The organism is Polaribacter marinivivus, from assembly GCF_042651285.1.
Classification (GTDB): Bacteria; Bacteroidota; Bacteroidia; order Flavobacteriales; family Flavobacteriaceae; genus Polaribacter; species Polaribacter marinivivus.
Window position 1 is genome coordinate 704532 of record NZ_JBHSCY010000001.1, and the last position, 12745, is coordinate 717276.

Below are 12745 nucleotides of genomic sequence, written 5' to 3' on the forward strand. Positions count from 1 at the left end.
TTTCTCTATTTACATATAGCTTTAAAAATACATTAACAGAAGATTAACTAGGTGATGATGTAAATGATATTTCTTACTTTTACCATTGTCAAAAAATTAAAAATATGTCAATTGCAAAAAAACAGTACAAAAGAATTACTGTAAAATCTTTAGTTGAAATGAAAGCAAATGGAGAAAAAATTTCCATGCTAACAGCTTACGATTATACCATGGCTAAAATTTTAGATAAAGCAGGTTTAGATGTGCTACTAGTTGGTGATTCTGCCTCTAATGTCATGGCTGGTCATGAGACCACATTGCCTATTACATTAGATCAAATGATTTACCATGCAAGCTCAGTAATTAGAGGTATAGAACACTGTTTAGTAGTTGTAGATTTACCTTTTGGTAGCTATCAATCTGACCCCAAAGAAGCATTACGTTCTGCAATTAGAATCATGAAAGAAAGTGGCGCCCATTCTATAAAACTTGAAGGAGGAAAAGAGATAAAAGAATCTATAAAACGAATTTTAAATGCAGGTATTCCTGTAATGGGTCATTTAGGATTAACACCACAATCAATATATAAATTTGGTACTTATACTGTAAGGGCTAAAGAAGAACAAGAAGCAGAAAAATTAATGGAAGATGCTTTAATGTTAGAAAGAATTGGTTGTTTTGCTATTGTTTTAGAAAAAGTACCTGCAAAATTAGCCAAGAAAGTTGCAGAAGCATTAACAATACCTGTAATTGGTATTGGAGCAGGAAATGGGGTTGATGGTCAAGTATTAGTAACTCATGATATGATTGGTATGACTCATGAATTTAACCCACGCTTTTTAAGAAGGTATTTAGACTTATTTGCTGATATGACAGGTGCTTTTCAACAATATGTAAAAGACGTTAAAAGTAAAGACTTCCCAAATGAGGAAGAACAGTATTAATCAAAAATGACAATTTCTCAAAAGCTTTTTCAATCATTATTATTTCTACTTACTATTCCTTTTTTTAAAATACTATTTAAGTTTTTTTTGATAAGAGCTGAAAAGTTTTTTATAAAATACAACTCTAAAAGAATGGAGTTTTTCTATTCATATAAAAAAGTGGTCACTTTCTTTATAAGTTATATTTGGCCAGGATTAATCATATTGTTAGTTATATTAATTTGGTTTAATTTTTAATGTTATGAAAGTAATTCATTTAGACACCAACCACCCTCTTTTAATTAATCAATTGAATAAATTAGGGTTTACTAATGATGAAGATTACTCATCTTCAAAAGAAGATATTGAAGCTAAAATTCATAACTATGATGGCTTTATCATAAGAAGTCGTTTTAAAATTGATAAAGCCTTTATAGATAAAGCTACTAACCTAAAATTTATTGGAAGAGTTGGTGCTGGTTTAGAAAATATAGATTGTGAATATGCTATATCAAAAAATATTGCCCTAATAGCTGCTCCAGAAGGAAATAGAAATGCAGTTGGTGAACATACATTAGGTATGTTATTGTCACTATTTAATAAGTTAAATAAAGCTGATAAAGAAATTAGAGCAGGGAAATGGCTTCGTGAAGAAAATAGAGGATTAGAACTAGATGGAAAAACTATAGGTCTAATAGGTTATGGAAATATGGGGAAATCATTTGCAAAAAAATTAAGAGGATTTGATGTAGATGTTTTATGTTATGATATAAAATCAAATGTGGGTGACGAAAATTGTAAACAAGTTTCTTTAGAAGAATTACAACAGAGGTCTGATGTTTTAAGTTTACATACCCCACAAACAACACTTACAAGAAATATGATAAACAAAGCTTTTATTAATCGTTTCAAGAAATCTTTTTGGTTATTAAATACAGCACGTGGAACATCTGTTGTCACAAAAGATTTAGTTGCTGCTTTAAAAAGTGGCAAAATTTTGGGTGCTGGTTTAGATGTTTTAGAATATGAAAAATCTTCTTTTGAAAACTTATTTTCTGACAAAAATTTACCAGAAGCTTTTCAATATTTAATTGCATCAGAAAATGTAATTTTATCACCTCATGTTGCTGGTTGGACTATAGAAAGTAATGAGAAATTAGCACAAACCATAGTAGATAAAATCAAAGCAAAATTTTGTTAACTTGTAAGTCGTTATTCAACCATCAAAAAAAACTAAAATGACATACGAAGCTAACACTCCAGAAGAATATGTTGCTCAAATACCTGAAGAAAGAAAACCAATCATTTCTAAATTAAGAAAAATTATAAAAGATAATTTGCCTGAAGGTTTTGAAGAGGGATTAAACTATAAAATGTTGGGTTATTATGTTCCTCACTCAATATATCCAGAAGGTTATCATTGTGACCCAAAATTACCTTTACCTTTTATGAATTTGGCTTCTCAGAAAAATTCTATAAACTTATATCATAGTGGAATCTACGCAAAAAAAGAACTGTATGATTGGTTTGTAGCTGAATATCCTAAACATGCAAAAAGAAAATTAGATATGGGGAAAAGTTGCATCCGTTTTAAAAAAATGGATGATATTCCTTACGATTTAATAGCTGAATTATGCACAAAACTAACTGTAAATGAGTGGATTAACATATACGAATCTGCAACAAAAAAGAAATAATAAATATGAAAAATAGAGTAACTGGTATTGGTGGTGTTTTCTTTAAAAGTGATGACCCAACTGCATCTAAAGAGTGGTATAAAAAACACTTGGGTTTTAATATCGATAATTGGGGATGCACTTTTTGGTGGAAAGATAAAGATGGTAAAGATGCCTCTACACAATGGAGTCCTTTTACAAGCAAAACAGATTATTTTAAGCCCTCTAAAAAAGATTTTATGATTAACTATCGAGTTGAAAACTTGGTTGAATTATTATCAGAATTAAGAAAAGAAGGAGTTACTATTGTTGGAGACATACAAGAGTTTGAATATGGAAAATTTGGATGGATACTTGACAATGATGGTAATAAAATTGAACTTTGGGAACCAAAAGACGAAGCATTTAAATAAATATAAATATCATGAACTTATTATCTAAATATCCAACAGAAGTATTAGTACTATTATTTTTAACGGTAACTTTTTTACAATCTGGTATTGACAAATTATTAGATTGGAAAGGAAATGTTGCTTTTATAAAAGATCATTTTAAAAACTCACCTTTAAAAAATACAGTGCCTCTATTACTAGCTATCATTCTTGTTTTAGAAATAGTTGCAGGTTTTTGTATGCTTTTTGGTATTTATGAACTTTATACTTCTGGAGCAAAAGAAATTGCTTTATTAGGAACAGAACTTTGTGCTGTTACTTTAATCTTTTTATTAATAGGACAACGTTTAGCAAAAGATTATGCAGGAGCAATAAGCTTAGCTGTCTATTTTATCATTACACTTTGGGGTGTGTTTTTATTAAATAGTTAAAAATTATAATATAAATATTTACATAAGTATTTCTTATGTAAAAAGCCTTTAAAACAGATGTTTTAAAGGCTTTTTATTTTTTTGGAGGGTGTTTGGTTGTTTTTAGCACAAACAATTAAAAAACCTTTTAAAAAGGCGTTTTATTGCTTTTTTAAGACATAAATTAAAGATGAGTACTCCTTTGTTGACTTAGCTTTAAAGTTTGACTTAAATCCATTAATAAATGCTGAAAAAGGTTTACTTTTTTTATACTTGTATTTTTCACTTAATAATGCAACATAATAAGCATCAAATTTCATAGGTAGTATTTTTTCTACTTTCATATTCTCATAAGAAAATAATTTAGAAATAGACGTTTTACTAAAATGCCATAAATGTCTTGGTACATCAAAAGCGGCCCAAAACTCTTTATATTTTATTGCGTCATAACTTTTAAAATTTGGTACAGCAATAATTAATCTTCCATTTTCAGTTAATAAACTTTTTAATGTGGTAATATATTCTTGGAGGTTTTCTACATGTTCTAAAACATGCCAAAGTGTAATGACATCAAATTGTTGATTTTGAAGTTTAGATAAATCTTTTTCTAAATTAACACCTTTTTTAGCAGCAATATTTCTTGCTCCTGAATCTGGTTCTGAACCAAAAATTTCCCAAGAATTCGTTTTACATACTTTTAAAAAATCGCCTGTTCCTGCCCCTACATCTAAAACTTTTTTTGATTTAGTATTAAAAGAGTTAATTAACTTAAGTTTTCTTTTTAAAGTGATATTTTTTATAGCTTGATATACTTTGTCAAAAAGTGATTTTTTAGAATCTGTATGAGAAATATAATCTTCACTTTTGTAATAATCTGAAATGTTTTTTGGAACTGGAATTGTCACTAACATATCAAACTCTTTATTAAACATTACTTGATATTCTTCATGAGAAACAGTGTAATCTTTACAAACTAAGTAAGGTTCTAAATTTTGATAAAAATCGGTTTTCTTTGACATAAAATTTAAATTGTTCCACGAGGAACATCTATGAAATTTGTAAAATTATCTACCCATATACACTAAAAGAACAGAAATATCTGAAGGAGAAACACCACTAATTCTACTAGCTTGTGAAATTGAAGTGGGCTGTATTTTACTTAATTTTTCTCTAGCTTCATATGAAAGAGATTTTACCTTTTGGTAATTAAAACTAGAAGGAATCATAACATTTTCTAGCCTATTTAATTTATCTGCATTACTCTTTTCTTTAGCAATATATCCAGAATATTTTAAATGAATTTCTGCTTGCTCAATTACTTCTTTATCAATGTTATTTTCCTCTAAAAAAGAATTTAATTTCTTTATGTTTTTAAAATCAGAAAAATCTAATTGAGGTCTAGCAGCAATTTTAAAAAGCTTCATAGATTGATTTACTAAAGCTAAATTTTTAGCTTCTAAAATAGGATTTATCTCTTCTTTTTTTACACTTGTTTTTTCTAAAAACTCAATTAATAATTTAGATTTTTCTCTCTTTTCTTTTACCCTATCCAATCTTTCTTTTGAAGCTAAACCAAGTTCAAAAGCCTTTGGTGTTAATCGTAAATCTGCATTATCTTGCCTTAACAAAGTTCTATACTCTGCTCTAGAAGTAAACATTCTATAAGGCTCTTCTGTACCTTTTGTTATCAAATCATCTATTAAAACACCTATATAAGCTTCATTTCTTTTTAAGATAAAAGAAGGTTTATTTTGAACTTTTAAAGCAGCATTTACACCAGCCATTAAACCTTGTGCTGCAGCTTCTTCATAACCAGTTGTTCCATTTATTTGACCTGCAAAAAATAGATTTTTAATCAACTTTGTTTCTAATGAATGCGTTAATTGTGTTGGCGGAAAATAATCATACTCTATTGCATAACCATATCTAAAAAACTTTACATTTTCGAAACCAGCAACAGCTCTTATAGCTTTGTCTTGAATATCTTCTGGTAAAGATGTAGAAAAACCATTTACATACATTTCACAAGTTGTCCAGCCTTCTGGCTCTACAAAAATTTGATGTCTTTCTTTACTTGCAAAACGATCTATTTTATCTTCAACTGAAGGGCAATATCTTGGGCCTGTAGATTGTATTCTACCATTAAACATTGGAGACCTATCAAAACCTTCTCTTAGTAAATCATGCACTTCAGGATTTGTGTAAGTTAACCAACAAGAACGTTGTTTCTTTAAGTTAGTTGTAACAGGTAAATAAGAAAATTTTTCTGTGATTTCATCTCCTGGTTGCTCAGTCATTTTAGAATAATCTAAAGACCTTCCATCAACTCTTGGAGGGGTACCTGTTTTCATTCTTCCTGCTTCAAAACCTTTAGCAACTAAATCTTCTGTGATACCTCTTGAAGCTCCTTCTCCAGCTCTACCTCCACCAAAACTTTTATCTCCAATATGAATTAATCCATTTAAAAAAGTTCCTGCTGTAATAATAACAGTCTTTGCTTTTATATCTAAACCTAAAGCTGTTTTAACTCCAATAATAGTATCTCCATCAAACAACAATCCATTAACTGAATCTTGATAGAAATCTAGGTTTTTAGTATTTTCTAACATGGTTCTCCAACATTCAGCAAACTGCATTCTATCAGATTGTGCTCTTGGACTCCACATTGCAGGACCTTTAGACTTATTTAACATCTTGAATTGTATTGCTGTTTTATCTGTAACAATACCACTATAACCTCCAAGCGCATCAATTTCTCTAACAATTTGACCTTTTGCAATACCACCCATTGCAGGATTACAACTCATTTGTGCAATATTTTGCAGATTCATTGTAATAAGTAGAGTGTGTGCTCCCATATTTGCAGCAGCAGCAGCAGCTTCACTTCCTGCATGTCCACCACCAACTACAATAACATCGTATTTTGTTGTAAATAAACTCATAGTTATTTAAGTTCCACGTGAAACTTTATATTTATTTATTTGATTATCAATATTTTAACAAAGACAAAGCAGCGTTTTCAGCATTTCTCATTTTTATTTTATCATCATCAGATTTATCTTTAAAACCCATATAATGTAAAACACCATGAATCATTACTCTGTGTAATTCATTTTCAAAACTTACCTTAAAATCTTTTGCATTTTCTTCTACTCTTTCTATAGAAATAAATATATCTCCAGAAATTAATTTACCTAAGGTATTATCAAAACTAATAATATCTGTTAAGGTGTCATGATTTAAAAACTCGACATTTAATTTATGAAGATAATTATCATCACAAAAAACATAGTTGATTTCACCAATTTCAAAACCATTATCAGCAACTACTTTTTGTATCCATTCTTGAGTTTGTATTTCATTAGGCAACTCAAAAGGTGTTTCGTAATTAAAAACAATCATTTTATTCTTTCTTAGTATCAGAAAAGTAAGCTCTTACCTTCTTTTTATAATTTTGCTGCAAAGGTAATGATTGTCTATTTAATATTTCTATTTGATTGTAAAACTGCTTTTTAAATTTAAGTGCCTTGATGTTGTTTCTTCGGTTTTCTAAAGTATTTGAAGTTGATTTACGTTTTTTGTCTTTTCCTTGTTCTAAGGCAGCTTTGTCAAGTTTTAATAATTCGTAATTTAAATTTTGCATTTTCTGTAGTGTTGCAGCATTGAATCCTTTTTCAAGTATTTCGTTTTCTAATTCTTCCATGCTTTTTAATGCTTTTTTTGCATTAGCATTACCACCTGCTTTACCTTGTTCGTTTTCTTTTAATGCATCCTGTAGTTCTTGCCTTAATTGAGTCTGTTGTTTAAAGATTTCGTATAATTCTCCATTTAAATCATCATTTGCTTCTCCTTCTCCTTTTCCTGTTTTATTCCCTTTATTACCTTCGCCTTTCTTACCATTATTATCGGGTTTATTACCTTCTTTACCTTTACCCTTCTTTTCTCCTTTCTTCAAACCATCTTTCATTTTTTCAGAAAGTGATTCTTGCTTTTTTATTAAATCTGGTAAACTAAATCCTTGACCTTTTCCTTTTTTTCCTTTACCCATTTTCATAGACATATTGTTCTGCATATTATTTAAAATATTACTTAAATAATCTGCTAAATTATTGGTGGCAGTCATTACATAACGTTGATTAGAAATTCCGTTATTAAATCTGTTTTCAGAAAAATTATATAAAGATTGATCTAAATTATAATGTGCTGTAGATAAATCATCTTGAATCTTAGTAGATATTTTTGGAACACGCATTGCTAAAACATATAAACTATCATCTATATGTTCGAAATACGTTTTAATTTCATTTTGTTTTTTTAGGTCTTTACCAAAATCTGGATGTGAGGTTGAAGTTTCACTAAACTTATTCATCAACTGTTCTTGTTGAAAAGAGAAAATAACTAAGTTTTCTAAAATTTTACGCAAATCTTCTATATTCTCTTCTATAGCTTCTCCTTGCATTTCCATCATAGATTTCTGCATTTTAGCACTCATCTCTTTCATCTTTTTTGATGACTGTTTTTGATTCTTTTTAGCTTTCTGTTGCTGTTGATTTTTTAGGTTTTCTTCTGCTTTATTTAATTCTTCTTCTACTTTTTCTTTTTCATCCTCAACATCTGGCAATTCCATTGGTTCTTTTAACTTCTCATTATCTTTATCTAATTCTTGAAGTTCTTTTTTAATCTCATCAAACTCTTTTTTAATCTCTTTTTGAGCTTCTAAATTATTTTCTTGACTTTTTTCTAAGGATTCCTGTTTTTTAGACAACTCCTCTATTTTATTGGCAATTTGCATTGTTTTTTGTTCAACATAAAAACGTTTTACCATTTCTAATGTTTTCTCTAAACTACGTTGCTGTTGCTTGTTTTGTTGTGCTAATTCTTTTGCTTTTTGAACTAAGTCTTCTTTATTTAATTTATCAGCCATTTTTTGGATTTCATCCAATAACTTTTGTTGTTTTTCTAGTTTCTTTAATTCTTTAATACGTTCTTTTAAATCTTCTTTCTTTTCTTGTAATGTTTTATCTTTTTCTGTTTTTTCATCTAAGTTTTCTTGAAGCTTATCTGTTTGTCTTTGCATCATTTTCTTGTATTGTTCTTGACGCTTTATAAAACTTTCTACCTTCTTTTTATCATTCCAATTAAAGCTTTTTTTATTCTGTAATTCTTGCTGAATATTTTCTAGTTGCTCTTGTTGTTTCTTTTGCCTTTGAACAGAGTTTTCTAGATCATTAATTGTATTTCTTTGTTCTTGTAATAGCTCTTGTTCTATTTCTTCTTCTGTTTTTTGTCTATAATTAAAAATCTTACTTTTTGTAGATTTATTTCCATTAACAGCATCATTATCAGAAACTTGAAAATATAATTCGTAATTAACTCCTTTTGAAAGTTGTAAACCATTAGGAAATTGATAGAAAAAAGTCTGAATATTTTGCTTGGTTATTGGAAGCTCTATTTGTTGTTTTTTATTAGAATTATCCTCTTGATAATACACAAGTTGTAATTTTTTAATTCCATAATCATCAGATATTTGACCTGCAAATTGCGCTGTTCCACGTGAAATACTATCAATATTTGAGCTTACAGAAATTAGAGGAAACTCGTCTTTTACAACATCAATTGCGAACTGTAATTTCTCATAATCTAAAAGGTTTTCATTAGATGAAGAAATCTGATAGCTTAGAGGCTTCTTTATACGTTTTGTAAATTCAAAATTATCTGATGAAGTACTTTCAAAAATTTCTCTTTTTTGATTTTGAATGAATGCTAATTCTTGGGTTTGATTGGTTTTTACTTTCCATGTAATTTTTGTACCTTCTGGAACAACTAAATTATTGGTGTTTTGAACAACTTCATCTTTTCTATTTGTATAATATGGATAATCTAGACTTAATGAAATATTATTAATCGTTGGTGTACCTATGACATTAATTTGATAATCTTGAGATTGAATTCCATTAGCTTCTACATAAAAATTTATTGGTTTTTGAACATCAGAAAATGTGTATGAAAATGAAGCGTCTTCATTATTCTGTAAATAATATTGTTGATTATTAAACAAAATTTTTGCTTCACTTGGAGTTACATTTCCAACAGTTTTTACAACAATAGTAATGGGTTTTCCTTGAATAACTTCAAGGGTTTTATTCTCTATTATAAATGCAAAAGGAGCTGGAGGATTATATGCTGTTCTATGATTAACAACACGCTCTAAACTTTCTGTTAAAGAACCATTACTAATTGTAAATAAGCTAATTACATATACTAAAACAGGAACAATAGTATATTTTAGATATTTCTTGTTTTGTTTAAAGTCAATAGCTTTAACAAATGGTATGGGTTGTAGTTCTAGAGATTTCTGCTCAATACTTGCTAAAATTAAATCAGATTTATTGGTGTTGTCTTTAAGTTGTAATATGTTTAATAATTTATCTTCGACTTCTGGAAAATGAGCTCCAATAATTTTTGAAGATTCAGCAAATGAAATTCCGTTTCTAAAGCCTATTAATTTAAATATAGGAATTGCTATAAATCGAATCAATAAAAAAAGTTCTACAACAACAAAAGCCCAAAACAAAAAGGTTCTTGCTGTTGGTTTTAGCCATAAAAAATATTCTAAAAACAACGTGAAAAAGAAATATAACAATCCAAAAGAAAAGAAAAGAATTGTTCCTTTTATCAACTCGTTAGTATAATACTTTCGAGTAAATTGATGTAATTTTTGTTGTATGTTTTTAAAATTGCTCATAATCAATTAATAAAAATACAGATTTTGTAAATAGTATCTTTCAAATTATTGTTAAAAGACATTGTAAGTATTTATAAAAACAAACTACTAATGCTTTATAAAATTTTAAATCATGAAAAAATTAGCCAAATTAGTTATTCTTATAATCACTTTACAAGCTTATTCTCAAAGTCCTTGGACACAAAAAAAAGGCAACTATTATACACAATTATCATTTACATCTATTTCTGGATATAATACTTTATTTGGGAACCCAGATTATAATACAGAAAGAGAAATTTCTGATAGAACTTTACAATTTTTCACAGAATATGGATTATCAGATAAAACATCGTTATTGGTAAATATTCCTTTTAAAATGATGGAAACAGGTGAATTAACATCTCCTTCTATTACTGCAATTCCGTTAACAAGTAGTGCAACAGAAAGTGCTTTAGGAAATATTTCTTTAGGTATAAAACATAATTTTTATCATAAAAAATGGGTGTTATCTGGTCAACTATCTATAGAAGCAAACACGAGTTCTTATGATGCTGCTTCAGGCATAAGAACAGGTTATGATGCATGGTCTTTTACACCATTATTTTTAGCTGGTAGAGGATTTGGAAAAACATACATTCAAGGATTTATTGGTGCAGATATAAGAACAAATGACTATAGTTCTAACTTTAAAATTGGTGGAGAAATAGGTAGAAAACTAGGCAATTTTATTTGGTTAATAGGTTTTGTAGATGTTTCATCTTCATTTAAAAACGGAGATGTTATGTTACCAGCAGAAAATCAATTAACAGGTTTATATGTAAACGATCAAGAATATGGTGCTTTTGGGTTAAAAGCTATAGGAGAGTTTTCTAATAATTTCGGAATTACAGCTGGTTATGGAGGTGCTTTTTCTGGAAATAATGTGGCTAAACAAGCAGCTTTAACTTTTGGGGTGTATCATAAATTTTAATACATATACTTTTGAATTAATTTAAAAAGACTTCACTTTACTGAAGTCTTTTTTCTTTTATCAAATTTCTCTTCTCTTTAATAAAAACTATCTTTGCAAAAAATTAAATTTAATGGAATCTAATGTTCGTGTACGTTTTGCACCAAGTCCAACAGGACCTTTACATATTGGAGGTGTAAGAACAGCTTTATACAATTATTTATTTGCTAAAAAACACAATGGAACTTTTATATTAAGAATAGAAGATACTGACCAAACACGTTATGTTGCAAACGCAGAACAATATATAATTGATGCTTTAAACTGGTGTAAAATTCCTTTTGATGAAGGCCCTGGAAAAGATGGTGGTTTTGGACCTTACAGACAATCTGAACGTAAAAGTTTGTATAAAAAATACGCAGATATTTTACTAGAAAAAGGATGGGCTTATTATGCTTTTGATACAGCAGAACAATTAGATGCTCATAGAAAAGGGAATGAAGTAGAAGGAAAAACCTTTATTTATAATTGGTGTAATAGAGAAAAAGGAGATTTAGTAAATTCTTTGGTTTTATCTGAGGAAGAAGTACAAAAAAGAATAAATTCTGGTGAAAAATTTGTAATTCGTTTTAAATCATACAATGGTAATCCTGATGCTAGAAGTATTTTATCTATTTCTGATGAAATTAGAGGGAGGGTTTCAATTGATGTAAAATTATTGGATGATAAAATTCTATTCAAAAGTGATGGGATGCCAACCTATCATTTAGCAAATATTGTAGATGATCATTTAATGAAAATTAGCCATGTAATTCGTGGTGAAGAGTGGTTGCCTTCTATGGCTTTGCATATTCTACTATACCAAGCCTTTGGATGGGATGCGCCAAAATTTGCTCACTTACCTTTAATCTTAAAACCTGTTGGTAAAGGAAAATTAAGTAAAAGAGATGGAGATAAATTAGGTTTCCCAGTATTTCCTTTAGAATACACGAATGAAGAAACAGGTGATGTTTCACGTGGATATAAAGAAGATGGTTATTTTGCTGATGCATTTATAAACATGTTAGCTTTTTTAGGTTGGAATCCTGGTACAGAACAAGAACTATTTTCTTTAGAAGAGTTAATTAAAGAATTTGATTTAAAACGTGTTTCTAAATCTGGTGCAAAATTTAATCCAGATAAAACAAAATGGTTTCAACAGCAATATATGCAGACTAAAAGTGATGCTGAATTAACTGAATTATACATTCCAATTTTAGAAGAAAAGAATATTTCTAAAGAAAAAACATATGTAGAAAAAGTAATTTCATTGATTAAAGAAAGAGCTGTTTTTATAGAAGATTTTTGGGAATTATCGTCTTTCTTTTTTGAAGCACCAACTGAATATGATGCTAAAAACGTAAAAAAGAATTGGAAAGAAGGAACACCTGAATTAATGCAAGAATTGATTGCTGTTATTAATAATATTGAAAATTTCTCATCAGAAAATACAGAATCAAAAATAAAAGCTTGGATAACAGCAAAAGAAATTGGTTTTGGTAAAGTAATGCAACCTTTACGATTAAGTTTGGTTGGTAAATTAGCAGGACCTCATTTATTTGATATTATAGCCATGATTGGTAAACAAGAAACTGTTGCTAGACTAAATAATGCAATAGAAAAGCTATAGAAATATTACTGTAAAAATGT

Annotated in this window: 11 protein-coding genes; 7 read left to right on the top strand and 4 right to left on the bottom strand. The window is 28.6% G+C overall.

What is annotated here, in order from left to right; genetic code table 11:
* The first annotated feature begins 104 nt into the window (after positions 1–104).
* The 5 genes from panB (at position 105) to ACFOWD_RS03305 (ending at position 3401) form a co-directional block, all read left to right on the top strand.
* Complete coding sequence (gene panB, locus ACFOWD_RS03285) at positions 105–923, top strand: 3-methyl-2-oxobutanoate hydroxymethyltransferase (RefSeq protein WP_377408078.1); 819 nt, start codon at positions 105–107, stop codon at positions 921–923.
* A 241-nt stretch (positions 924–1164) separates the two neighbouring features.
* Positions 1165–2103, top strand: coding sequence for a 2-hydroxyacid dehydrogenase (locus tag ACFOWD_RS03290; RefSeq protein ID WP_377408080.1), 939 nt, complete (start codon positions 1165–1167; stop codon positions 2101–2103).
* Positions 2104–2140: 37 nt separating this feature from the next.
* Complete coding sequence (locus tag ACFOWD_RS03295; RefSeq protein ID WP_377408082.1) at positions 2141–2599, top strand: DUF1801 domain-containing protein; 459 nt, start codon at positions 2141–2143, stop codon at positions 2597–2599.
* 5 nt (positions 2600–2604) lie between these two features.
* A complete protein-coding gene (locus ACFOWD_RS03300; protein ID WP_377408084.1) occupies positions 2605–2991 on the top strand; it encodes a VOC family protein in 387 nt (128 codons plus the stop codon).
* An 11-nt stretch (positions 2992–3002) separates the two neighbouring features.
* Entirely contained in the window at positions 3003–3401 is a 399-nt protein-coding gene (locus ACFOWD_RS03305; RefSeq protein ID WP_377408086.1) for a DoxX family protein, read from the top strand.
* A 140-nt stretch (positions 3402–3541) separates the two neighbouring features.
* On the opposite strand, the gene ACFOWD_RS03310 is transcribed toward ACFOWD_RS03305, so the two are convergent.
* Genes ACFOWD_RS03310 through ACFOWD_RS03325 form a run of 4 tightly spaced genes read right to left on the bottom strand, consistent with a single transcriptional unit; the run spans position 3542 to position 10125 of the window.
* Positions 3542–4399 (bottom strand): class I SAM-dependent methyltransferase, encoded by an 858-nt coding sequence (locus ACFOWD_RS03310; RefSeq protein WP_377408088.1) that lies wholly within the window; start codon positions 4397–4399, stop codon positions 3542–3544.
* 45 nt (positions 4400–4444) lie between these two features.
* A complete protein-coding gene (gene mnmG / locus ACFOWD_RS03315) occupies positions 4445–6322 on the bottom strand; it encodes a tRNA uridine-5-carboxymethylaminomethyl(34) synthesis enzyme MnmG (RefSeq protein WP_377408090.1) in 1878 nt (625 codons plus the stop codon).
* 46 nt (positions 6323–6368) lie between these two features.
* Positions 6369–6782: an rRNA maturation RNase YbeY gene (gene ybeY / locus ACFOWD_RS03320; protein ID WP_377408092.1), complete on the bottom strand. Its 414-nt coding sequence runs from the start codon at positions 6780–6782 to the stop codon at positions 6369–6371.
* Between the two features lies 1 nt (position 6783).
* Positions 6784–10125: a DUF4175 family protein gene (locus tag ACFOWD_RS03325; protein ID WP_377408094.1), complete on the bottom strand. Its 3342-nt coding sequence runs from the start codon at positions 10123–10125 to the stop codon at positions 6784–6786.
* Positions 10126–10237: 112 nt separating this feature from the next.
* On the opposite strand from ACFOWD_RS03325, the gene ACFOWD_RS03330 reads away from it, so the two are divergent.
* Positions 10238–11077 (top strand): hypothetical protein, encoded by an 840-nt coding sequence (locus ACFOWD_RS03330; RefSeq protein WP_377408096.1) that lies wholly within the window; start codon positions 10238–10240, stop codon positions 11075–11077.
* Between the two features lie 112 nt (positions 11078–11189).
* Positions 11190–12725 carry a glutamate--tRNA ligase gene (gene gltX, locus ACFOWD_RS03335; RefSeq protein WP_377408098.1) on the top strand — a complete coding sequence of 512 codons (1536 nt, stop codon included), beginning with the start codon at positions 11190–11192 and terminating at the stop codon, positions 12723–12725.
* Positions 12726–12745: the final 20 nt, after the last annotated feature.

What these genes read in the sequence shown, in the direction of transcription:
- ACFOWD_RS03330 (WP_377408096.1), top strand. Translation starts at nt 10,238, where the DNA reads ATGAAAAAATTAGCCAAATTAGTTATTCTTATAATCACTTTACAAGCT.
- ACFOWD_RS03300 (WP_377408084.1), top strand. Translation starts at nt 2,605, where the DNA reads ATGAAAAATAGAGTAACTGGTATTGGTGGTGTTTTCTTTAAAAGTGAT.
- gltX (WP_377408098.1), top strand. Translation starts at nt 11,190, where the DNA reads ATGGAATCTAATGTTCGTGTACGTTTTGCACCAAGTCCAACAGGACCT.
- ACFOWD_RS03305 (WP_377408086.1), top strand. Translation starts at nt 3,003, where the DNA reads ATGAACTTATTATCTAAATATCCAACAGAAGTATTAGTACTATTATTT.
- ACFOWD_RS03325 (WP_377408094.1), bottom strand. Translation starts at nt 10,125, where the DNA reads ATGAGCAATTTTAAAAACATACAACAAAAATTACATCAATTTACTCGA.
- ACFOWD_RS03295 (WP_377408082.1), top strand. Translation starts at nt 2,141, where the DNA reads ATGACATACGAAGCTAACACTCCAGAAGAATATGTTGCTCAAATACCT.
- ybeY (WP_377408092.1), bottom strand. Translation starts at nt 6,782, where the DNA reads ATGATTGTTTTTAATTACGAAACACCTTTTGAGTTGCCTAATGAAATA.
- ACFOWD_RS03290 (WP_377408080.1), top strand. Translation starts at nt 1,165, where the DNA reads ATGAAAGTAATTCATTTAGACACCAACCACCCTCTTTTAATTAATCAA.
- mnmG (WP_377408090.1), bottom strand. Translation starts at nt 6,322, where the DNA reads ATGAGTTTATTTACAACAAAATACGATGTTATTGTAGTTGGTGGTGGA.
- panB (WP_377408078.1), top strand. Translation starts at nt 105, where the DNA reads ATGTCAATTGCAAAAAAACAGTACAAAAGAATTACTGTAAAATCTTTA.
- ACFOWD_RS03310 (WP_377408088.1), bottom strand. Translation starts at nt 4,399, where the DNA reads ATGTCAAAGAAAACCGATTTTTATCAAAATTTAGAACCTTACTTAGTT.